The 22,119-nt window shown below is 43.5% G+C and carries 21 protein-coding genes, 3 tRNA genes and 1 other annotated feature; of the genes, 23 read left to right on the top strand and 1 reads right to left on the bottom strand.

The features are described from left to right. Positions 1-279 precede the first annotated feature (279 nt). The 21 genes from gdhA (at position 280) to ABE547_RS06080 (ending at position 18,311) form a co-directional block, all read left to right on the top strand. Entirely contained in the window at positions 280-1,614 is a 1,335-nt protein-coding gene (gene gdhA, locus ABE547_RS06180) for an NADP-specific glutamate dehydrogenase (protein WP_347377941.1), read from the top strand. Positions 1,615-1,798: 184 nt separating this feature from the next. Continuing rightward, positions 1,799-1,871, top strand: a tRNA-Val gene (locus ABE547_RS06175). A gap of 14 nt (positions 1,872-1,885) precedes the next feature. After that, a tRNA-Met gene (locus ABE547_RS06170) sits at positions 1,886-1,959 on the top strand. Positions 1,960-2,120: 161 nt separating this feature from the next. Next, positions 2,121-2,429, top strand: coding sequence for a hypothetical protein (locus ABE547_RS06165; protein ID WP_347377940.1), 309 nt, complete (start codon positions 2,121-2,123; stop codon positions 2,427-2,429). Positions 2,430-2,432: 3 nt separating this feature from the next. After that, complete coding sequence (gene ispF / locus ABE547_RS06160) at positions 2,433-2,981, top strand: 2-C-methyl-D-erythritol 2,4-cyclodiphosphate synthase (RefSeq protein ID WP_347377939.1); 549 nt, start codon at positions 2,433-2,435, stop codon at positions 2,979-2,981. A gap of 40 nt (positions 2,982-3,021) precedes the next feature. Next, entirely contained in the window at positions 3,022-4,020 is a 999-nt protein-coding gene (locus tag ABE547_RS06155) for a GNAT family N-acetyltransferase (protein WP_347377938.1), read from the top strand. A 104-nt stretch (positions 4,021-4,124) separates the two neighbouring features. Then, positions 4,125-4,637 carry a DedA family protein gene (locus ABE547_RS06150; protein WP_347377937.1) on the top strand — a complete coding sequence of 171 codons (513 nt, stop codon included), beginning with the start codon at positions 4,125-4,127 and terminating at the stop codon, positions 4,635-4,637. Positions 4,638-4,654: 17 nt separating this feature from the next. After that, positions 4,655-5,377, top strand: coding sequence for a glycosyltransferase (locus ABE547_RS06145; protein WP_347377936.1), 723 nt, complete (start codon positions 4,655-4,657; stop codon positions 5,375-5,377). After that, entirely contained in the window at positions 5,338-5,808 is a 471-nt protein-coding gene (locus ABE547_RS06140) for a glycosyltransferase (RefSeq protein WP_347378026.1), read from the top strand. Before ABE547_RS06145 ends, ABE547_RS06140 begins: the two co-directional genes overlap by 40 nt. A 28-nt stretch (positions 5,809-5,836) precedes the next feature. Next, positions 5,837-6,544 (top strand): response regulator transcription factor, encoded by a 708-nt coding sequence (locus tag ABE547_RS06135; RefSeq protein ID WP_347378025.1) that lies wholly within the window; start codon positions 5,837-5,839, stop codon positions 6,542-6,544. Next, complete coding sequence (locus tag ABE547_RS06130) at positions 6,513-8,561, top strand: sensor histidine kinase (RefSeq protein ID WP_347377935.1); 2,049 nt, start codon at positions 6,513-6,515, stop codon at positions 8,559-8,561. The genes ABE547_RS06135 and ABE547_RS06130 overlap by 32 nt, the downstream gene beginning before the upstream one ends. Positions 8,562-8,603: 42 nt before the next feature. Further along, positions 8,604-8,887, top strand: a binding site (T-box leader). A 67-nt stretch (positions 8,888-8,954) separates the two neighbouring features. Then, positions 8,955-9,674 carry a serine O-acetyltransferase EpsC gene (gene epsC / locus ABE547_RS06125; RefSeq protein ID WP_347377934.1) on the top strand — a complete coding sequence of 240 codons (720 nt, stop codon included), beginning with the start codon at positions 8,955-8,957 and terminating at the stop codon, positions 9,672-9,674. After that, positions 9,661-11,067 carry a cysteine--tRNA ligase gene (gene cysS / locus ABE547_RS06120; protein WP_347377933.1) on the top strand — a complete coding sequence of 469 codons (1,407 nt, stop codon included), beginning with the start codon at positions 9,661-9,663 and terminating at the stop codon, positions 11,065-11,067. Before epsC ends, cysS begins: the two co-directional genes overlap by 14 nt. Then, positions 11,052-11,495 carry a ribonuclease III domain-containing protein gene (locus ABE547_RS06115; protein ID WP_235249343.1) on the top strand — a complete coding sequence of 148 codons (444 nt, stop codon included), beginning with the start codon at positions 11,052-11,054 and terminating at the stop codon, positions 11,493-11,495. Before cysS ends, ABE547_RS06115 begins: the two co-directional genes overlap by 16 nt. A 9-nt stretch (positions 11,496-11,504) precedes the next feature. Then, complete coding sequence (rlmB, locus tag ABE547_RS06110; protein ID WP_347377932.1) at positions 11,505-12,257, top strand: 23S rRNA (guanosine(2251)-2'-O)-methyltransferase RlmB; 753 nt, start codon at positions 11,505-11,507, stop codon at positions 12,255-12,257. Then, complete coding sequence (gene sigH, locus ABE547_RS06105; protein ID WP_347377931.1) at positions 12,229-12,873, top strand: RNA polymerase sporulation sigma factor SigH; 645 nt, start codon at positions 12,229-12,231, stop codon at positions 12,871-12,873. The genes rlmB and sigH overlap by 29 nt, the downstream gene beginning before the upstream one ends. A 66-nt stretch (positions 12,874-12,939) precedes the next feature. Further along, positions 12,940-13,012: transfer RNA gene (locus ABE547_RS06100), tRNA-Thr, on the top strand. Between the two features lie 63 nt (positions 13,013-13,075). After that, a complete protein-coding gene (locus ABE547_RS06095; protein WP_347377930.1) occupies positions 13,076-14,413 on the top strand; it encodes an MATE family efflux transporter in 1,338 nt (445 codons plus the stop codon). Between the two features lie 28 nt (positions 14,414-14,441). After that, positions 14,442-15,140 (top strand): NUDIX hydrolase, encoded by a 699-nt coding sequence (locus ABE547_RS06090; RefSeq protein ID WP_347377929.1) that lies wholly within the window; start codon positions 14,442-14,444, stop codon positions 15,138-15,140. Positions 15,141-15,229: 89 nt separating this feature from the next. Next, positions 15,230-16,897 carry a glutamine--tRNA ligase/YqeY domain fusion protein gene (locus tag ABE547_RS06085; RefSeq protein ID WP_347377928.1) on the top strand — a complete coding sequence of 556 codons (1,668 nt, stop codon included), beginning with the start codon at positions 15,230-15,232 and terminating at the stop codon, positions 16,895-16,897. Between the two features lie 16 nt (positions 16,898-16,913). Then, a complete protein-coding gene (locus tag ABE547_RS06080; RefSeq protein WP_347377927.1) occupies positions 16,914-18,311 on the top strand; it encodes a PLP-dependent aminotransferase family protein in 1,398 nt (465 codons plus the stop codon). A gap of 167 nt (positions 18,312-18,478) precedes the next feature. On the opposite strand, the gene ABE547_RS06075 is transcribed toward ABE547_RS06080, so the two are convergent. Beyond that, positions 18,479-18,832: a hypothetical protein gene (locus ABE547_RS06075; RefSeq protein WP_347377926.1), complete on the bottom strand. Its 354-nt coding sequence runs from the start codon at positions 18,830-18,832 to the stop codon at positions 18,479-18,481. Positions 18,833-18,994: 162 nt separating this feature from the next. Between ABE547_RS06075 and cls the strand changes: the two genes are divergently transcribed. Together cls and ABE547_RS06065 are read left to right on the top strand one after the other, a co-directional pair. Then, positions 18,995-20,560 carry a cardiolipin synthase gene (cls, locus tag ABE547_RS06070; protein ID WP_347377925.1) on the top strand — a complete coding sequence of 522 codons (1,566 nt, stop codon included), beginning with the start codon at positions 18,995-18,997 and terminating at the stop codon, positions 20,558-20,560. Positions 20,561-20,750: 190 nt separating this feature from the next. Next, positions 20,751-22,037, top strand: coding sequence for an adenylosuccinate synthase (locus tag ABE547_RS06065; protein WP_347377924.1), 1,287 nt, complete (start codon positions 20,751-20,753; stop codon positions 22,035-22,037). Positions 22,038-22,119 lie beyond the last annotated feature (82 nt).

The raw sequence follows: 22,119 nt of genomic DNA, 5'->3' as shown, positions 1-22,119 counted from the left end.
TTGCATAATGAAGGATTCGATGAATAAAAATGCAAAAAACAAGATAAAATTTTGACAAACGTCTTGCGTTCCGGGGAGTTATCTCTTACAATAGTAATGGACAAAGACGTTGAGAAAAACGGGTGGACTTTTGTCTGCCCGTTCTTTTTCACATACCTGATTGGAAAACCGTCTTTCAGCGTCGGGCCATTCGCGAAAGATGGAGGAGGTGATATCAAAAAGACAGGATATCTGAGGTGTGCAGCGGCTTTGAAGGAAAGTATTAGGAGGTATATAGTTATGTCATATGTTGATGAAGTGCTGGAAAAGGTGGTTGCAAAGAATCCGGCTGAACCGGAATTCCACCAGGCAGTCAAAGAAGTATTGGAATCATTGAGAGTAGTGGTAGAGGCTAATGAAGAAAAATTTAGAAGAGATGCTCTTCTTGAGAGACTCGTAGAGCCGGAAAGACAGATCAAGTTCCGTGTACCATGGGTAGACGACAAAGGACAGGTTCATGTAAATACGGGCTATCGTGTACAGTTCAACAGCGCAATCGGACCATATAAGGGAGGATTACGTCTTCATCCATCCGTAAATCTTGGAATCATTAAATTCCTGGGATTTGAGCAGATCTTCAAGAATTCTCTGACAGGTCTTCCGATTGGCGGAGGAAAAGGAGGTTCTGATTTTGATCCTAAGGGAAAATCAGACAGAGAGGTCATGGCATTCTGCCAGAGCTTTATGACAGAACTTAGTAAATATATTGGTGCCGATGAAGATGTTCCTGCAGGAGATATCGGTACAGGTGCAAGAGAAATCGGATATATGTTTGGACAGTATAAGCGAATCAGAGGAACATACGAGGGTGTTCTGACGGGAAAGGGACTGAGTTACGGCGGATCTCTTGCAAGAACAGAAGCTACAGGATATGGTCTTCTGTATCTGACAGAGGAACTTCTTAAGATTAACGGAAAAGACATTAATGGTATGACGGCTGTAGTTTCCGGATCTGGTAATGTTGCGATCTATGCAGTGGAAAAAGCACAGCAGCTGGGTGCGAAGGTTGTCACAGTCAGCGATTCCAACGGCTGGGTATACGATCCGGAAGGTATTGATGTAGAGGCATTAAAGGAAATCAAGGAAGTAAACCGTGCAAGATTGACAGAGTACAGGAAATACCGTCCGAATTCCGAATATCATGAAGGACGTGGCGTGTGGTCTGTAAAAGCAGATCTCGCTCTTCCTTGCGCCACACAGAATGAACTCCATCTGGAAGACGCAAAACAGCTGGTTGCAAATGGATGCGTTGCAGTATGTGAAGGTGCCAATATGCCTACCACACTGGAAGCAACCGAATATCTTCAGGCCAATGGTGTGCTCTTTGCACCTGGAAAAGCAGCCAATGCCGGAGGTGTGGCTACATCTGCCCTTGAAATGTCTCAGAACAGTGAACGCTTAAGCTGGTCATTTGAGGAAGTGGATGAAAAACTGAAAGAGATTATGGTAAATATCTGCCATAACATGGATGATGCTGCAAAACGATATGGTATGGAAGGCAACTATGTAGCCGGTGCCAATATTGCTGGATTTGAAAAAGTAGTAGATGCCATGAACGCTCAGGGAATTGTATAATATCAGATTGTAGAATTGATAATACATGGTAAGACCCCCGAAAGATCAGTTGATCTGATGGGGGTTTTACATGAAAAAAAGAAAAATGAAAGAAAAATAAAAAAATTGAAAAAAAGTGTTGACATTTGACGAGGTTTAATAGTATAATGACGAAGTCGGTTCGAGAGAAGAACCTACAAAATATGGGATCATAGCTCAGCTGGGAGAGCATCTGCCTTACAAGCAGAGGGTCATAGGTTCGAGCCCTATTGGTCCCATATATACCAAATATGGCGGGATAGCTCAGTTGGCTAGAGCACACGGTTCATACCCGTGGTGTCGCTGGTTCAAATCCAGTTCCCGCTACTGAAGAGAGAATCACAAAAGTGGTTCTCTTTTTTTCTGTAAAAGTAAGGGAAATCTTTTGATGATTAATATATACAAATAATATAAAATCATTTATAATACAAAACATATGAAAAAAAGTGTATCGTATGCATGAAATAGATGAAAAAGGAGGATTCTATATGCCAACAAAGAATAGAATGATCATCAGAATTCTTGCAGGAGGATATCTGATGTATCTGGGATTTGATCTTTTTAAAGGAGTCCTGGAGGGAAATTCGGACAATGTCATGTTGTTTATGCTGTTCGGAATCGCTTTTATGGGAATTGGTTTGTTTCTTCTGGCAAATGCGGTTCTGGTACTTTACCGGAAGGATTATGAGGACGAGTATGAAGAAGAATCAGAAGACGACCCGGATGAGGAGAAAGTAGATAAGAACGATATAAAAGAAGTCAGTTGTGAAGATGAGAATACAAAGACAGAGGTGTGATCAATGAGAATTGGAATGGGTTATGATGTTCATCGACTGGTAGAGGACAGAGATCTGATACTGGGAGGAGTGAAAATTCCGTATGAAAAAGGCCTGCTGGGGCATTCGGATGCAGATGTGCTTCTTCATGCGATCATGGATGCTCTTCTTGGAGCAGCAGCACTTGGAGATATCGGAAAGCATTTTCCGGATACAGATTCACAGTATAAAGGGATATCCAGTATCCGGCTGCTGGAACACGTAGGACAATTGATTGAGGACAGGATGTATGTGATCGGCAATATTGATGCAACGATCATTGCACAGCGTCCGAAGATGGCACCGCATATAGAGATCATGCGTCAGAATGTTGCGAAGGCACTGCATATTGAAGTGGATCAGATCAATATTAAAGCAACTACGGAAGAAGGACTGGGATTTACCGGGAGTGGGGAAGGCATCTCTGCGCAGGCAATTGCATGTCTTGAAACCATTGCAAATTACAGTTATGCAGTCGGGCCGGGAGAAGGCGGATGTGCCGGATGCGGCGGCTGTTTGAAAAATTCATTGTAAATACAGACAGATTGACAGGTCATACAGGAGTGGTCGGATTATGAAATTAAAAAGTTTAACAGCGGAAGAAAAGAAGTTATCCAGAGCGTTGTATGAAGAAGTGTTTTCGGAAGACAGTGAAAGCTTTGTGGATTATTACTATACCGAGAAAACAGAGGATAATCAGATCTATGTAATAGAAGAAGCGGGAGAGATCAGAGCAATGCTCCATCTGAATCCATATAAGCTTCTGGTAAACGGGAGTGAAAAAGACGCCAATTATATTGTGGCTGTTGCGACACAGCAGTCTTATCGCAAGCGCGGATATATGGCAGCCCTTTTGAAAAATGCATTAAATGAGATGTATCATAACGGGGAGACATTCACGTTCTTGATGCCTGCATCTGAAAATATCTATCTTCCTTTTGATTTTCGGACGGTATACGAACAGGAACGGTCGTACTATCATAAGGAGGATATGGAAAAAGGAATTCTTATTACCACAGCTTCAGAGGAGGATTGTGAAGAACTCGCAGAATATGTATCACAATGCCTTGCAACGAGGTACCAGGTATATGCCAAAAGAGATGCTGCCTATTATAAAAGGCTGATTCATGAGTACGCCAGCGACGGAGGATGCCTGAAAGTATATCGGAAGGACGGACAGATTGTGGATGTCCGGATCGATACGGGTGAAGATGAGCCGGAGGAAAAGCCGAAGATTATGGTTCGGATTGTTGATGTCAGAAGGATGCTGATGTCTCTTCGTCTCACAAGCTTTATGGGTACCTGTTTTCAGATTACGGATCCGTTGATCGAGGAAAATAATCGCTGTGTTATGATCACGGGAACGGAGTTCTCCGGCGTGATGCTGATGGACGGAAAGCGTGAGAACAGTGAGGGTACGATTACGGTTGCAGCACTTGCGAGTCTGGTGTTCGGTGCAAAGACAGCAGATGAAATCTGTGAAGAAGACGGGGTGACCATGTCAGAAAGAATGAAAGAGGAACTGCAGAAAATGGTTCCGTTATCCCATATCTACCTGAATGAAGTCGTTTGATTTTATCTAATATGATTCTTTAGAATATCTTTAGAATTCTACCATCTCTCTCTTAAGATTTCCCCTTTATGATAAGAACATCATAACAGGGGAGGTTTTCAGAGATGCAGATTCAGATCCTTTCACAATATTTTTTACAATATGGTGCAATATTCGTATTTTTGATTGTATTGCTGGAATATATGAATCTTCCGGGATTTCCTGCGGGTGTGATCATGCCGCTTGCGGGGATCTGGGCGTCCAGAGGAGAGATCAGCTTTCTTGAAGTGCTGCTTCTGTCGGTGGCAGCCGGGATTCTGGGAAGCTGGATCCTGTATTTTCTGGGGCGGATTGGAGGGGAAGTGTTTCTTCGGTTTTATCTTCGACATTTTCCAAAGCATCGGGAAATGATTGAACGGAACATGGAGATGCTTCGGAGAAAGGGCCCGATCGGTGTGTTCATCGGAAAACTGCTTCCTATGATACGGACGTTGATCTCTATACCGGCCGGGATGATCTCGATGGGATTTGTCAGCTATACAGTCAGTTCTCTTCTTGGTGTATTCCTGTGGAATCTGGTATTTGTCGGGGCCGGTTATTATATGGGAGATGCCGTATGGAAGATATTGGGTATGTGATCAGGAGGGGATAAGATATGAAGATTGCGATGATGACCAATAATTACAAACCTTTTGTCGGAGGTGTGCCGATATCAGTGGAACGCCTGGCGCAGGGACTTCGTCTCAGGGGTCATGAAGTATGTGTGTTTGCACCGGAGTACGAAGGGTATGAGGATGATGCCGGAGAAGATATCGTAAGGTATCGTTCCTTTGCCAGGTGCATGAAAAATGGAATGGTAATTCCCAATGTGCTGGATTCTAAGATTCAGGAGGAATTTGCGTGCAGAGACTTTGACCTGATTCATACGCATCACCCGATGCTGATTGGAAATGTGGCTGTCCGGCTCAGTCAAAGGTACCAGATTCCGCTGGTGTATACCTACCATACGCGTTATGAGGAATATCTGCATTACCTGAATCCGTTTTCGAAAAAGAGGGAGAACAATGCGGAGCATTTTCTACAGAATGTGTGCAGGAGGGGGCTTCCATGTTATATGTCTGCTTATATGAGAAAATGCAGTATGATATACGCACCGTCTATGGATATGAAAGCTTTTATTGAGCGTCAGAGTGACAGTGCCATGGTTCAGATACTTCCTACCGGACTTGAAGATGCCTCCTATCAGCCGGATCAGGAACAGGCAGAGAAGATCAGGACACGTTACATCTTTTTGCGAGCGATGCATTTTTATTTGCCTCTCTTTCTGAGACACAGGGGATTGTACTGGCTGAAGCGATGGCGGCCGGACTTCCGGTAATTGCGGTAGATGCCTGTGGAGTGCACGATATTGTAAGAAATGGGAAAAACGGGTATCTCGTAGAGGAAAATGAGGATGAATTTGCGGAACAGGTATGTATGATGATGAATCACAAAGAAGGATACAGGAAGCTGAAAGACGGTGCATTACATACTGCGGATGGCTATCATATGTCCTGTATTGCCAAAAAAGCGGAGATGGATTACCGCATGATGTTGGAAAGAGAAAGGAGCAGAGAATATTATGGGTGTCAGACCGGTTGGAAAAAGGATGCTGAGTCATCACTGCCGTTTTCCAGAATCACAGTATGTTTTGATTGTTACGGAATCGTATCCTGTCACCGGCCGTCGGCGATGAAAAGATATCCGGAAGAATCCGTATGTAGTATAATAACAGAAAAAAGTCTCCCGTTGCAGAAAGGTTCGGCTTAATACAGGGAGAAAGAGAGGAATGACAGGAATGGAAATGAATCATGTTCTGGTGGTGGAAGACGATAAAGAGATCAGAGAAGGTGTAAAGATCTATCTGCGGAGTCAGGGGTATCAGGTGTACCAGGCGGCGGATGGTGTGGAAGGACTGGAAGTTATTGAAAGAGAGGAAATTCATCTGGCGATCGTGGATGTAATGATGCCAAGGATGGATGGGATTCAGATGACGATCCGGTTGCGGGAAAAGTATGATTTTCCGGTGATATTCTTATCTGCCAAATCAGAAGAGGTAGATAAGATCATGGGACTTAATATGGGAGCAGATGATTATGTAACAAAGCCATTTACTCCGATGGAGCTTCTGGCCAGGGTGAATTCCCAGCTTCGGCGTTACCGCCGGTTTATGGAACGTCTGAAAAATAACGAAAAACATGCCAATATTCATACGATCGGCGGGCTGGAGATCAATGAGGATACGATGGAAGTGACAGTGGATGGAGAAACAGTGAAACTGACACCGACAGAATATAAGATCTTACTGCTGCTGATGAAGAATCCGGGACGAATCTTTTCTGCAGAAGAGATCTATGAACGAGTGTGGAATGAACGGGCAGTAAATACGGATACGATTATGGTCCATGTGAGAAATATCCGTGAAAAAATAGAGATCGATTCAAAAAATCCAAAATATTTGAAGGTGGTGTGGGGTGTTGGATACAAAATTGAAAAACAGGCATAAACTTGCGGCAATATGGATTGCATTTACGATGATTGCCGCGACAATCATGGTGATGGCGCAGTATCACGGATGGTATCAGGAGGCGCAGAAACAGGCGGAACGTGCCAAACGGTCATCGGCTACGTCACAGAGTTTTCTGGAGCAGTTCATAGAGACTTCATACATTCTGTATAATTCAGAGAATACGGAAGAAAATGATCAGAAAGAATTAAGAAAATGGATGGGAAACTATATGCCGGAGGAACTGAATGATTTCGACTGTTTTTATCCGTATCTGGAATATCAGGTGAAGGATGAGAATGGAAAAATCATAACAAAAAGTGTTGTGGAATCCGAACAGTCTCTGTCGGAAAATAAACTGAGTTCCTATGCCATTGGAATGATTATTACATATGATGAAAATGGGACGCCTGAGGTTACCATCCGGCAGAGTGATTATAAGAAGGAGCAGACGACATATCTTCGAGAGATTCTGAATCGGTTTGACGAAAATCATGAGGAGTGGAAAGAACAACTCTCGGTTCCCCAAAATCGGACGTATCTGTTTGCTATGACAGAAGATAATATGCAGACGTATCTGGATGACTGGTATTACGAGGGAATGGATGCACCGGATCAGATGTACAGTATGATTGCAATGCTGATGGCTGTTTTGGCAATCCTGGCATGCCTTTATCCGGCGATCCCTTTCTTGCAGACCGGTAGAGAAAAGATCTTTCAGGCTCCTTTTGAGGCGGCGGCAGCTGTCTTTCTGGCAGTGACTGTCGTTGCATTCAATCAGTGCGGGTGGCTGCTCAAAAGAAGCAAGGGGATGATAGATATTCTGGATTTTGCAGTCTGGACACTTGTATTTGCGGTTACTTACTGGGCAGCATCCTGTGTGCGCCAGATCTTTGTGATGGGAGTCCGGACATATATAAGAGAACGTACATGGATCTGCCCGGTGTGGAGATACATAAAGAAGGCGGTGATATTCGTGGTCAATAAAGGAAGAGAATGGATCAGGAAAGAATATCAGGCATTTATGAGTATTGATTTCAAGGAAAAGAACAACCGGATAATCCTGAAAATAGTGTTATGGAATTTTGTGATTCTGACAGCAATCTGCTGCTTCTGGTTTTTTGGAATTATGGCACTGGTTGTGTATTCGGTTGTATTATTCCTGATTATCCGAAAGGTTTACAGAGATTTGCAGAAAAAGTATGCCGTACTGTTAAAGGCTACAGAAGAGATCGCAAAAGGCAATCTGGAAGTAGAGATCACGGAAGATCTTGGCATATTCGCACCGTTTAAAACAGAGATTGAGAAGATTCAGACAGGATTCAAAAAAGCGGTGGATGAAGAGGTAAAGAGTCAGCGCATGAAGACGGAACTGATTACGAATGTTTCACATGATCTGAAGACGCCGCTGACAGCGATTATCACATATGTGAATCTTCTGAAGGAGGAAAAGGATCCGGAAAAACAAAAGGAATATATCGATGTCCTGGATCGCAAGTCCATGCGTCTGAAGGTGCTGATCGAAGACTTGTTTGAAGTCAGCAAGGCAAGCAGCAAAAATGTGACACTGAATATCACGGATGTGGATATTGTGAATCTCTTCAAGCAGGTCAAACTGGAACTGGAGGATAAGATTACGAAAGCAGATCTCGACTTCCGGTGCAAATTCGATCCGGAGAAGATTATTGTATCGCTGGACAGTCAGAAGACATACCGCATTTTTGAAAATCTGCTGATGAACATTGTGAAGTATGCGCTGCCTCATACGAGGGTCTATGTGGATATCTGCCGGGAAGGAGAAGAAACGATAGTGCGCATGAAAAATGTTTCTGCAAAAGAGCTTGACTTTAATCCGGAGGAGATTACGGAACGTTTCGTAAGGGGAGACAGTTCCAGAAATACAGAAGGATCCGGTCTCGGCCTTGCAATCGTGAAAAGTTTTGTGGAACTTCAGAAAGGAAAGCTGAAGATTGAGACAGAGGCAGATCTGTTTAAGGTGGAGATTCGGTGGAAATAGGTTGACAAATTCTGCGTTTTCGCATAATATATAATCAATATGGCAAAGACGTAGAACGGAAAGAGTAGCAGATTATGGAGCTTTCAGAGAAAAACTGTCACCGGCTGAAAGCAGTTTTAAGCAAAGTAGCTGTGAAGTGCGTCCGGGAGTCGATCTGGTGAAAAGACTGACTGCATGTGAGTATCTGATGCGGAAGGATCATTAGCCGGATACGGGATTACACACGTTACGTGTATTGAGTGTAGAATGTTTTCGTTCGTCTTACGGGATGGTACAGAAGAGATTCTTTCATAAGAGTGGAACCGCGGATATACTTCGTCTCTTGTATTGCAGGAGACGAAGTTTTTTTACGCTATAAAAACTTATTCAGTTGAATCAAAAGGAGAGGTTGTCATGGGTATGATATCATATGTGAAAGAGGAGATTCAGGTGATCAGGGAGAGAGATCCTGCAATCAAGTCTAATATGGAGGTATTCCTGTATTCCAGTTTTAAGGCAATTCTGCATTACAGGGTTGCACATAAGCTGTATCTGAAAAAACATTATTTTTTGGCCAGATGGATCTCTCAGAGAGCAGCCAGAAAGACGGGAATCGAGATTCATCCGGGAGCAAAGATCGGAAAAGGGCTTTTTATTGATCATGGAAGTGGCGTGATCATTGGAGAGACAGCTGAGCTCGGAGACAATATTACACTGTATCAGGGAGTAACCCTTGGAGGAACCGGAAAAGAAAAGGGAAAACGTCATCCGACGCTGAAGGACAATGTTATGGTCAGTGCCGGGGCGAAGGTCCTGGGTTCATTTACCATTGGGGAGAATTCCAAGATTGGGGCCGGCAGTGTCGTTCTCAAAGAAGTGCCGCCGAACTGTACGGTTGTAGGTGTTCCGGGAAGAATTGTGAAGATGGGTGATGAGAAGATTCCGCGTCTGGATCTGGATCAGGTACATCTTCCGGATCCGATCAGCAATGATATCATGGCACTGCAGGAAGACAACCTGCGAATGCACAGACAGATCCTCGAGATGGAAAAACAGATGAAATGTAAAAACTGTAAAGAAGAGGATCATTCGAAAACATTAGAAGGAAAGGAAAAGAACGATGAAAATATTTAACACATTATCCAGACAAAAAGAAGAATTTGTACCTTTGGAAGAAGGAAAAGTTAAGATGTACGTATGCGGTCCGACTGTTTATAACTTTATCCATATCGGAAATGCAAGGCCGATGATCGTATTTGATACCGTCAGAAGATATTTTGAGTATAAAGGCTATGATGTAAATTATGTGTCTAATTTTACGGATGTAGACGATAAGATCATCAAAAAGGCGATTGAGGAAGGCGTTTCTTCTGATGAGATATCCAAGCGTTATATTGCAGAGTGCAAAAAAGATATGGATGGCATGAATATCAAGCCGGCAACCAAGAATCCTCTGGCGACAGAAGAAATCTGTGGGATGGTAGATATGATCCAGACGCTGATCGACAAGGGATATGCTTATGAGAAAAACGGTACCGTGTATTATCGTACCAGAAAGTTTAAGGATTATGGAAAGCTTTCCCATAAGAACCTGGATGATCTTCGCTCCGGTGAACGTTCTCTTCTGGTAACCGGAGAGGATGAGAAAGAGGATCCGCTGGATTTTGTACTTTGGAAGCCGAAAAAAGAAGGAGAGCCGGCATGGACTTCTCCATGGTGTGAAGGACGTCCGGGATGGCATATCGAGTGCTCTGAGATGTCAAAGAAATATCTGGGAGAGCAGATCGACATCCACGCAGGTGGGGAAGATCTGGTATTCCCACACCATGAAAATGAAATTGCTCAGAGTGAAGCAGCCAACGGCAAGGAATTTGCAAAATACTGGATGCATAATGCATTCCTGAACATTGATAACCGTAAGATGAGCAAATCTCTCGGCAACTTCCGTACGGTTCGTGAAATCAGCGAGCAGTACGATCTTCAGGTACTGAGATTCTTTATGTTGAGTGCACATTACAGAAGTCCGCTGAACTTCAGTGCCGATCTGATGGAAGCATCCAAGAATGGTCTGGAACGTATTGTCAATGCAGCTGACAACCTGAAATTCTTAATGGGTAATGCGAAAACAGAAGCCATCACGGAAGAAGAGAAAGAAGCATATGCAAAGGCAGATGAATTCGTTCAGAAGTTTGAAGCTGCGATGGACGATGACTTCAATACGGCAGATGCTGTGGCAGCAGTTTTTGATCTGGTGAAATATATCAATACAACTGTGGCAGCAGACAGTTCCAGAGAATATCTTCAGGCTATGTTTGATCTTCTGGTGAAGCTTACCGATGTTCTCGGACTGATCGTAGATAAAAAGGAAGAAATGCTGGACGAAGAGATCGAAAAACTGATCGAAGAGCGTCAGGCAGCGCGTAAGGCAAAGGATTTTGCCAGAGCGGATGCAATCAGAGATGAATTACTTGAGAAGGGTATTGTATTAAAAGATACCCGAGAAGGAGTACAATGGAAAAGAGCGTAGAGTGGCAGTTTGACACTTATATGCAGGACTTGTTTCAAATGCAGGAGGTGGATATCAGAGAATATTCACCTCTTACTTTGGCATATATCGGGGACAGCATCTATGATCTGATCATCAAATCCCTGGTGATCAATGAAGGGAATAAACAGGTACAGAAACTGCACCGAATGACCAGTTCTCTGGTACAGGCGTCTGCGCAGTCCAGAATGATGCGTACGATACAGGAACATCTGACGGAGGATGAGCATGCAGTGTATAAAAGAGGAAGAAATGCCAAAAGTATATCACCCGCCAAGAACCAGTCTATTACCGATTACCGCAGAGCGACAGGATTTGAGGCTCTGATGGGATATCTGTATCTGAAAAAAGAGTGGAAAAGAATGCTGGATCTGGTTAAAATAGGATTAGATAGTCTGGAAAGTGTATAAGGAGTCTGTATGAATAACGAAAAACATGTGAATGAAAATATGATTGAAGGGCGCAATGCCGTTCTGGAGGCATTCCGGTCGGGAAAGCCGATCGATAAGCTGTATGTACTGGACGGGTGTCAGGATGGTCCGGTACGAACGATTGTAAGAGAAGCAAGGAAGCATGATACTTTGATCCAGTTTGTGGAAAAGGAACGACTGTCACAGTTGTCCGCAACGGGAAAGAACCAGGGAGTGATTGCACTTGCGGCGGCTTATGAGTATTCAGAAGTAGAGGATATGCTGGAACTTGCCAGAGAGCGCGGGGAGGATCCATTTCTGATCCTTCTGGACAACATTGAGGATCCGCATAATCTGGGAGCGATCATCCGTACGGCAAATCTAGCAGGAGCACACGGAGTGATTATTCCGAAAAGGCGGGCTGTGGGACTTACGGCTACGGTGGCAAAGACTTCGGCAGGAGCTCTGAATTATACACCTGTGGCAAAAGTGACCAACATGACAAGGACGATGGAGGAACTGAAAGAAAAAGGCCTCTGGTTTGTCTGTGCCGATATGGGAGGCAGCTCCATGTATGATCTGAACCTGAAAGGACCGATCGGACTGGTGATCGGAAATGAAGGGGAGGGTGTCAGCAGGCTGGTAAAAGATCACTGTGATTATATTGCCAGCATTCCGATGAAAGGAGATATTGACTCTCTGAATGCATCTGTGGCAGCAGGTGTACTGGCTTATGAGATCGTCAGACAGAGATTACAGTAGAATGGGAAAGACGAATTATAATCAGATGACGGATGAGCAGCTGATCCGGATGCAAAGAAGCGGAGACAAAAAGATCATGGACTATATCATGGAGAAATATAAGTATCTGGTCCGCAAGGAGGCAAATGCCATGTATCTTCTCGGCGGAGAAAATGACGATCTGATTCAGGAAGGGATGATCGGACTGTTCAAGGCTGTGCAGGACTATGATCCAGAACAGGAGACTTCTTTTTTCAGTTTTGCCAAGCTGTGTATTACCAGACAGATGTATTCAGCGATCGAGGCTTCCAAAAGAAAGAAACACAGTCCGCTGAACAGTTATGTCTCCCTGTATGAAAAAGGAGAAGATCAGAGTTCTCTGATCGATACAGTGGAAGCTTCGAAAGAGACCAATCCGGAGGAACTGTTTGTAAGCCGGGAATTTGCAGAATTGATCGAAAGCCGTCTGGAGAAAAGTCTGAGCGATCTGGAAAACAGAGTGCTGTACCTTCATCTGCTTGGAACAGATTACCGGACGATTGCAAGACTTCTGGACCGCAGTCCAAAGACGATTGACAATGCGCTTCAGAGAATCAAGGGCAAGACAGAAAAGATATTGAAATCAGAAAATAAATAAAAGAATAAGGTTGACAAATCGACCTCTAATATTGTATATTATCAATGTTGCATATCACATATGCGTGCTGCCTTGGCTCAGTCGGTAGAGCGTCGCCTTGGTAAGGCGGAGGTCGGCGGTTCGATTCCGCTAGGCAGCTTACGGAAAACCCTTGATGATTATCAAGGGTTTTTCTTTGGTATGAAGAAAAGAGGAAAAGGATATGAAGAAGACAACAGCCATGACAGAAGGCGCTATCTGGAAAAACCTGTTGTTTTATGCAATTCCGCTGATTCTGGGGAATTTATTTCAGCAATTGTATAATACGATGGATTCGATCATTGTGGGAAATTATATTGGAAGCGAGGCTCTTGCGGCAGTTGGTTCCAGTGGATCGGTTATTAATCTTCTGATCGGATTCTGCGTGGGAGCGTCTGCAGGTGCGGGAGTCGTGATCGCACAGCTATTTGGCGCGCAGGACAGAGAAGGAGTAAGAAAAGCAGTTCATACAACACTTGCGATTGCAGTGGTGGCAGGTGCTTTTATGACGATAGCCGGAGTCCTTCTGGTTCCGGTACTTTTAAGAGTGATGGGAACACCACAGGAGGTGTTTGGACAGGCAGTTCTGTATCTTCAGATTTATTTTGGCGGTATTTTCTTTTCTGTCATCTACAATATGTCCGCGGGGATTTTGAATGCGGTAGGCAATTCCAGACGTTCACTGATCTATCTGATCATTGCGGCAGTTTCCAATATTTTACTGGATCTTCTGCTGGTTGTAGTGTTTCATATGGGAATTGTCGGAGCTGCTCTGGCAACGGATATCAGTCAGCTTTTGTCCTGCATTTTTATTCTGCGTTTTCTGATTCGCAGCAGGGAATGCTATCAGGTGAGGCTTAAGGAGATCCGGTTCTATGACCAGTTGCCGGCAAGGATTATTAAAGTCGGACTTCCGACCGGTATTCAACATGTGGTGATCTCATTTTCCAATGTAATCGTACAGTCCAGTGTGAACAGTTTTGGTGCGGATGTGATGGCGGGATTTGCGGCTTATATTAAGATTGACGGATTTAACATTCTTCCGGTTATGAGCTTCAGTACAGCAGCTACCACATTTGTCGGACAAAACACAGGAGCTGGCAGATATGACCGTGTAAAAAAAGGAATGTATGTCTCGCTGGCAATGAGCGTGATATATACGATCATAACAGGAATTCTGCTTTTGATTTTTGCACCTCAGGTGATAGGCGTATTTACGGATAACCGGGAAGTAGTGGAATATGGAGTCTATATTATGAAGTTTTTCTGTCCGTTCTACTGGTCTCTTTCGATCCTGCATGTCATGGCGGGAAGTATCCGGGGAACCGGTCATACACTTCAGCCGATGTTGATTATTCTGTTTTCCTTGTGTGTATTTCGTGTAATCTGGATTACGGTGGCGCTTCATGAGGTTCATGAATTGTTTCGACTGATGTGCGTATATCCGTTATCCTGGATTATGGGAATGATTCTGATCATTCTCTATGCATGGAAAGGAACCTGGATGACGTTAAAAAAATAAATGTAGAAAAGGAAAGAAGGAAAAAAGTATGCCGTCATTTTTAAAAGATGTGTCAAGATTTAAAGGAACAGGAGAAAAAAATGCAAATGGACAGACACTGGAGGAATTTCTGGAAGCGTATGATCCATACAGATATCGTACACCGAGCTGCACGACGGATGCGGTTATATTTGCATATACAGATCAGCTGGAGGCGTCTCTTTCGGGCCTGAAAATTCTGCTGGTGAAGAGAAAAAATCATCCAAGTATCGGATACTGGGCATTGCCGGGAGGGTTCATTAATCTGGATGAGAATCTGGATGATACGGCCAGACGGGAGCTGGAAGAAGAGACCGGGGTGAAAGGCCTCGTGATGGAGCAGATCGGGACATATGGAGATTGCGACAGGGATCCCAGAACACGTGTGATCACAACAGCATATATGGCACTGGTAGAAGAGAAACAGGTAGAGGTACAGGCGGGAGATGATGCAGCGGATGCAGCATGGTGTGATGTCCGACTGGAGTTAAAGCAGACAGAATGGACAAAGGATCGGGAGCAGGATCTCTATGTACTTCACATAGAAAATGCAGACCGTGAGCTTGACACAACGGCCGTGGTAAAACGAGATATGACGTGTGGACTGATCAGGGAAGAAAAGTATTCTGTCGAAGAGATGGGGATGCTGGCAGCAGATCATGCGGCGATCATAGTTCAGGCGCTCGTATTGCTGAAAAATCGTCTGTAGCTGGCGAAAAGGTGGAATCAACCTTGTTTCGCTATATTTTTTATGATAAGATAATGAGCATAATTGAAGTATCTACAAGGAGGAGACCTATGGGAGAAGAAACAGTTTCTAAAAATTTTATTGAACAGGAAATAGATAAGGATCTTGCAGAAGGAGTTTACAGTGAAGTATGTACCAGATTCCCGCCGGAGCCGAACGGATATCTGCATATCGGACATGCAAAGTCTATTCTTCTGAATTCAGGACTTGCAAAGAAATATAACGGTACGTTTCATCTGAGATTTGATGATACGAATCCGATGAAAGAAGATATGGAATTCGTCGAATCTATTAAGGAAGATGTAAAATGGCTTGGTGCAGACTGGAAAGAGCATCTGTATTTTGCATCCGATTACTTTGACGTCATGTATGAGTGTGCGGTCAAACTTATCAAAAAGGGAAAAGCATTTGTCTGTGATCTGACAGCTGAGGAGATCCGTGAGTATCGTGGAACATTAACGGAGCCCGGAAAGAACAGTCCGTACCGGAATCGCTCTATTGAAGAAAACTTAAGATTGTTTGAGGAGATGAAGGATGGAAAGTGCAAAGACGGGGAGAGAGTTCTTCGTGCAAAGATTGACATGGCCTCTCCGAATATCAATATGCGTGATCCGGTTATCTATCGTGTGGCGCACATGACGCATCACAATACCGGAGACAAATGGTGTATCTATCCGATGTATGATTTTGCTCATCCGATCGAGGATGCAGTGGAACATATCACACATTCCATCTGTACTTTGGAGTTTGAGGATCACAGACCACTGTATGACTGGGTGGTAAAAGAATGTGAATTTGATCCGGCACCGCGCCAGATTGAATTCTCCAAGCTGTATCTGACGAATGTGGTTACCGGAAAGAGATATATTAAGAAGCTGGTCATGGATGGTATCGTGGACGGCTGGGATGATCCGAGGCTGGTATCCATTGCGGCTCTCAGAAGAAGAGGATTTACACCGGAGTCTATTAAGATGTTCATTGAGATGTGCGGAGTATCCAAGAGCCAGAGCTCTGTAGATTATGCGATGCTGGAATACTGTATCCGGGAAGATCTGAAGCTGAAAAAGCCACGTATGATGGCAGTACTGGATCCAATCAAACTTGTGATCGATAACTATCCGGAGGGAGAAGTGGAGTATCTGGATGTGGATAATAATATGGAGAATCCGGAACTTGGTATGCGAAAAGTTCCGTTCTGTCGGGAACTTTATATTGAACGTAATGATTTTATGATCGATCCGCCGAAAAAATATTTCCGCCTTTTCCCGGGCAATGAAGTGCGTCTGATGCATGCATATTTTGTAAAATGCGAAAGTTATGAGACGGATGCTGACGGTAATGTTACAGTTGTACATTGTACCTATGATCCGGAGACAAAGTGCGGAAGCGGATTTACCGGACGTAAAGTTAAGGGGACGATTCACTGGGTAGCAGCGCCTTATGCAAAGAAGGCAGAAGTAAGACTCTATGAAAATCTCATCGATGAAGAAAAGGGCGTATACAATAAAGAAGATGGTTCTCTGAATCTGAACCCGAATTCTCTGGAAATCTTAAAAGAATGCTATGTGGAGAACAGCTTCCAGGAAGCAGGCCCGCATGACAGCTTCCAGTTTGTCAGAAATGGATATTTCTGTATTGATTCTAAGGATTCCACTCCGGAGAATCTGGTGTTTAACCGTATCGTATCACTGAAGAGTTCATTTAAACTGCCAAAATAGGCAGTGTGGATCAGCTATGAACGAACTGACGATAAATCTAAATCCTCATTCAAAAAAACCGCTGTACGAGCAGATCTATGACTATATTAAGTTGGATATTCAGAGCGGAAAGATTCCGCAGGGAGAGAAACTTCCGTCAACGAGAGCCTTGTCAAAGTATCTGGAGGTCAGTCGAAGTACGGTAGAGCTTGCTTATGAGCAGCTTTTGTCAGAGGGATATATTGAATCCGTACCTTATCGCGGCTTTTTTGTGGCACAGATCGATGAGCTGTATCATCTGCAAAAGGGACAGGACCGGATACCGATCAGGAAAAAAGATCAAAAAGTCTATCGGTATGATTTTACGCCGAATGGTGTTGATCTAAAGAGCTTTCCGTACAATGTCTGGAGAAAGCTTTCGAAAGATGTGTTGATTGATGATAAGACAGAATTATTCCGGTCCGGTGATCCACAGGGAGAGGCCGGATTCCGCAATGCAATCAGTAATTACCTGTATCAGGCCCGGGGAGTGAACTGCTCCCCGGAGCAGATCGTGATCGGGGCAGGAAGTGATTATATATTTATGCTCCTTGGAATGATCCTTGGTCCGGAACACAAAATCGCCTTTGAGGATCCCACATATAAGCAGGCATACCGGGTGGCAAACGGGATGGCCTATCAGACGGTTCCTGTATCGCTGGACAGGTATGGAATGAATGTCAGAGAGCTGGAAGAATCGGGAGCAGATATTGCCTATGTGACGCCGTCACATCAGTATCCGACCGGAATTATTATGCCGATCCGGCGGAGAATGGAGCTTTTGAAATGGTCTTATCAGAAGCCGGGAAGATATATCGTGGAAGACGATTATGACAGTGAATTCAGATATAAGGGCAAGCCGATTCCGGCACTTCAGGGTTATGATGTTCAGGATAAGGTAATCTATCTGGGAACGTTTTCAAAGTCAATCGCTCCTGCGATCCGACTCAGTTACATGGTACTTCCGTGGACACTGATGGATGCATATCGTACCAGAAGCAGTTTCGTAAATTCTACGGTTTCCAAGGTGGATCAGCAGATTGTTCAGAAGTTTATTGAGGATGGATATTATGAGAGACATCTGAATAAGACAAGAGCATTATATAAGAACCGACATGATGTGCTGATTGAGGCTCTTCGCCCGCTGGAAGATATCTGCAGTATCTCCGGAGAGCATGGAGGAGTTCATCTCCTTCTGACTTTTCATAACGGACTGTCAGAAAAGGAACTGATAGATCGGGCATTGGAAAAGGATATCCGTGTATATGGATTGTCAGATTATTGTATTGAGAAGGAGAATCAGACAGAACCGACGATTCTTCTGGGTTATGCGAACCTTGCAGAACAGGATATTAAAGATGCGGTGAAGATATTGAATCAATGCTGGAGAGCATAATTCAGCTCATAAAAAGAAAGGATTGCCGAAAATTTTTTATCATTCTTTATCTATGCAATTTTTACAAGAACGCTTCGACGCTGATGCGCTTACCTCAGCTTTTCTTGAAAAATTGCATATATCAGGCTGATAAATGGTATTTCCGGCAATCCTTTCTTATTCGTATATTATGCTTCCTCAGTCTTTTCTTCCGTCTCTTCTACAGTTGCTTCCTCGGCCTTTTCTTCCGTTTCTTCTGCGGTCATTTCCTCAGCTTCTTCCGTCTCTTCTGCAGGCACTTCTCCGGCCTCTTCTTCTGCCGTTTCATTTTCAGCAGGTTCGTCTTTTGGAGCGGTATTCAGGTTGACGTATTCGCGGTCTACCGGCTGCAGATCACTGTCAAGATCAAAGTCGTCATCTTCGAAATCATCAGAGAAGTCGTCTTCTTCACTGTTTTCTTTTTTCTTAAAATAATAGATAAGTCCTGCAATTGCACCGCCAGCAGCAGCGAGTCCTAATATTTTTTTAATCCATTTTTCCATGATCATGAACTCCTTTCGATTATTATCTCTATCATATCACATATTGTGTACTTTTTCCTATAAAAATAAAATAAAATATCTGTAAGTTGAGAAGAAAATGAAAGTGTGGTACACTGTACAATATATTCGAAGTTGAGAAAGGATTGAAAGAAGGAGAAGGAATTGAAGAAAGAAAGTGAAACGAAACGAACGGCAAAGAAAGGATTGTTCAAGATCGTATTTAGTAGAGCGGGGATTTTTGTACTCCTGATATTACTGCAAATAGGAGTATTGGTAAATGTAACGATCTCTCTGCAGGAATACGCAACTTATATCTATGGCGCGCTGACCATTCTTGGAATTGTGGTTCTGATCTACATCATTAATTCTGAAGGAAATCCGGCATTTAAGATGACGTGGATGCTGCTGGTTCTGGCATTGCCAGTGGTGGGAACTCTGTTTTATATCTACGTTCAGCTTCAGTTAGAAACGAGATATATGAAAAACCGGCACGCTGTGCTGAAAGTAGAGACAGATCTTTTTATGGAACAGGATCCGGAGATCGTAGATGCTCTGCGTGCAAGCAAATCGGCAAATGCTCAGCTGTCCTATTATCTTTCTCATCAGTTGGGATTCCCAACTTATCGCAATACAGAGATCAGATATTTCCCTTTGGGAGAGCATATGTTCAAATGTATGGTTGAGGAACTGAAAAAAGCGAGAAAATTTATTTTTATGGAATATTTTATCGTAGAAGAAGGATATATGTGGGATACGATTCTGGATATTCTGATTGAGAAAGCGCAGCAAGGTGTGGAAGTACGTTTCATGTATGATGGAATGTGCGCATTTACGCTGCTTCCGTACAATTATCCGGAGAAGCTTAAGAAGTACGATATCAAGTGCAAGATGTCGAATAAGATCCGTCCGTTTGTGTCAACCGTACAGAATAACAGAGATCACAGGAAAATCTGTGTCATTGACGGAAAGGTTGGATTTACCGGCGGTGTAAATCTTGCGGATGAGTATATTAACAGGATAAAAAGATTTGGTCACTGGAAGGATACGGCGATCATGCTTCGCGGGGACGCAGTACAGAGTCTGACAATGATCTTTCTTCAGATGTGGAATGTGGATGAGCGGGGCGTAGATACCTATGCAAGGTATCAGACCCCTAAGAGAGGGGGACTTTATCGGGAGATGGGGTATGTGATCCCGTACGCGGACAGTCCGTTTGATAATGAAAATGTGGGAGAAGAGGTGTATTTCCATATTCTGAATCATGCAAAAAAATATGTGCATATTATGACTCCCTACCTGATTCTGGATAATGAGATGCTGACAACACTGATCCGGGCAGCCAAGAGCGGAATAGAGGTCATCATAATCATGCCGCATATTCCGGATAAGTGGTATGCATTTGCAGTTGCAAAGACATACTACAAAGAACTGATACAGGGAGGTGTGCAGATCTATGAATATACGCCTGGATTCGTGCATGCAAAAGTATTTGTGTCAGATGATGACACGGCAACCGTAGGAAGCATCAATCTGGATTACCGAAGCCTGTATCTGCATTTTGAAAATGGTGTTTTCATCTATAATAATTCGGAAGTAGACAGAGTGGAAAGAGATTTCCAGCAGACTCTTGTAAGGTGTCATAAGGTGACCCTGACAGAGGTGAAAAATATGACGGCATTTACTAAAATCTCGGGTCAGGTTCTGAAACTGTTTGCTCCGCTGATGTAGCCATGAGATGTGTATATGCCAAGAGGGGATGAAAAAAGACCGAAAACAGGTGATTTATTGCAAGATATTGCAGAAACGATGTAAAATGCATTTTACATAAAAAGAAAAATATAGTATAATATGCAAGGTGGCTTTTTATGGCCGCATAAGATGAACGATGAGTTATGTTAATAACGCAGGAGGAATGGATATGGTAAAAGCAGTAGTTGGCGCCAACTGGGGCGATGAAGGAAAGGGTAAGATCACAGACATGCTTGCCCAGGAGGCGGATATCATTGTAAGATTTCAGGGAGGTGCCAATGCAGGACACACGATTATAAATGACTATGGAAAGTTTGCACTGCATACACTGCCGTCAGGTGTATTCTATAATCATACGACGAGTATTATAGGAAATGGTGTTGCGCTGGATGTTCCGGTTCTGTTTAAAGAGATTCAGTCTATCATAGATAAAGGTGTTCCGATGCCGAAGATTCTGGTATCTGACCGCGCACAGATGGTAATGTCTTATCATAAGAATTTTGATGCATATGAGGAAGAAAGACTGGGCGGAAAGTCCTTTGGCTCCACAAAGTCAGGTATTGCTCCATTTTATTCAGATAAATATGCAAAGATCGGCTTTCAGGTAAGTGAGCTTTTTGATGATGAACTGTTAAAAGAAAAAGTTGTCCGTGTTGCCGAGCAGAAGAATGTCCTGCTGGAGCATCTGTATCATAAGCCGGCAATTGATCCGGAAGAATTATATCAGGAACTGCAGGAATATAAGAAGATGGTTGAGCCATATGTATGCGACACCTCTCTTTATCTGCATAATGCAATCAAAGAAGGAAAGAATATCCTTCTGGAAGGACAGCTTGGTTCTCTGAAGGATCCGGATCACGGAATCTATCCGATGGTTACATCTTCTTCTACACTTGCAGGATACGGAGCGATCGGTGCAGGAATTCCGCCATATGAGATTCAGAAGGTTGTGACAGTATGCAAGGCTTATTCCAGTGCGGTTGGAGCCGGAGCTTTTGTTAGTGAGATTTTTGGAGAGGAAGCAGATGAACTGAGACGTCGCGGAGGCGATGGCGGAGAGTTTGGAGCAACAACGGGACGTCCGAGAAGAATGGGATGGTTTGACTGTGTTGCATCCAAGTATGGATGCAGAATGCAGGGAACAACGGATGTGGCATTTACGGTACTGGATGTACTTGGATATCTGGATGAGATTCCGGTATGTGTGGGATATGAGATTGATGGAGAAGTTACCACAGACTTCCCGACAACGCATCTTCTGGAAAAAGCAAAACCGGTTCTTAAGACTCTTCCGGGATGGAAATGTGACATCCGCGGAATTAAGAATTATGAAGATCTTCCGGAAAACTGCAGAAAATATGTAGAGTTTGTGGAAGAGCAGATCGGATATCCGATTACGATGGTTTCTAACGGACCGGGCAGAACGGATATCATCTATAGAAATGTAGAAAAATAAAAAAGTGATAACAGGAGATTGCTGCAAAATATTTGTGGCAATCTCTTCTTATTTTTATAAGAAACAATTTAGAAAATCTTCA

The sequence above is a fragment of the Dorea sp. YH-dor226 genome (genome assembly GCF_039832105.1).
Lineage (GTDB): Bacteria > Bacillota > Clostridia > Lachnospirales > Lachnospiraceae > Dorea_A.
Note: the sequence above shows the minus strand (reverse complement) of the source record. Positions and strands in the feature narration are given on the sequence as shown.

Coding starts and splice junctions, on each gene's coding strand:
- ABE547_RS06135 (WP_347378025.1), top strand. CDS start 5,837: ATGGAAATGAATCATGTTCTGGTGGTGGAAGACGATAAAGAGATCAGA.
- gdhA (WP_347377941.1), top strand. CDS start 280: ATGTCATATGTTGATGAAGTGCTGGAAAAGGTGGTTGCAAAGAATCCG.
- ABE547_RS06150 (WP_347377937.1), top strand. CDS start 4,125: ATGCAGATTCAGATCCTTTCACAATATTTTTTACAATATGGTGCAATA.
- ABE547_RS06145 (WP_347377936.1), top strand. CDS start 4,655: ATGAAGATTGCGATGATGACCAATAATTACAAACCTTTTGTCGGAGGT.
- sigH (WP_347377931.1), top strand. CDS start 12,229: ATGAGATCGTCAGACAGAGATTACAGTAGAATGGGAAAGACGAATTAT.
- ABE547_RS06065 (WP_347377924.1), top strand. CDS start 20,751: ATGGTAAAAGCAGTAGTTGGCGCCAACTGGGGCGATGAAGGAAAGGGT.
- ABE547_RS06155 (WP_347377938.1), top strand. CDS start 3,022: ATGAAATTAAAAAGTTTAACAGCGGAAGAAAAGAAGTTATCCAGAGCG.
- ABE547_RS06165 (WP_347377940.1), top strand. CDS start 2,121: ATGCCAACAAAGAATAGAATGATCATCAGAATTCTTGCAGGAGGATAT.
- ispF (WP_347377939.1), top strand. CDS start 2,433: ATGAGAATTGGAATGGGTTATGATGTTCATCGACTGGTAGAGGACAGA.
- ABE547_RS06080 (WP_347377927.1), top strand. CDS start 16,914: ATGAACGAACTGACGATAAATCTAAATCCTCATTCAAAAAAACCGCTG.
- ABE547_RS06115 (WP_235249343.1), top strand. CDS start 11,052: ATGGAAAAGAGCGTAGAGTGGCAGTTTGACACTTATATGCAGGACTTG.
- epsC (WP_347377934.1), top strand. CDS start 8,955: ATGGGTATGATATCATATGTGAAAGAGGAGATTCAGGTGATCAGGGAG.
- ABE547_RS06090 (WP_347377929.1), top strand. CDS start 14,442: ATGCCGTCATTTTTAAAAGATGTGTCAAGATTTAAAGGAACAGGAGAA.
- ABE547_RS06075 (WP_347377926.1), bottom strand. CDS start 18,832: ATGGAAAAATGGATTAAAAAAATATTAGGACTCGCTGCTGCTGGCGGT.
- rlmB (WP_347377932.1), top strand. CDS start 11,505: ATGAATAACGAAAAACATGTGAATGAAAATATGATTGAAGGGCGCAAT.
- ABE547_RS06095 (WP_347377930.1), top strand. CDS start 13,076: ATGAAGAAGACAACAGCCATGACAGAAGGCGCTATCTGGAAAAACCTG.
- ABE547_RS06085 (WP_347377928.1), top strand. CDS start 15,230: ATGGGAGAAGAAACAGTTTCTAAAAATTTTATTGAACAGGAAATAGAT.
- cysS (WP_347377933.1), top strand. CDS start 9,661: ATGAAAATATTTAACACATTATCCAGACAAAAAGAAGAATTTGTACCT.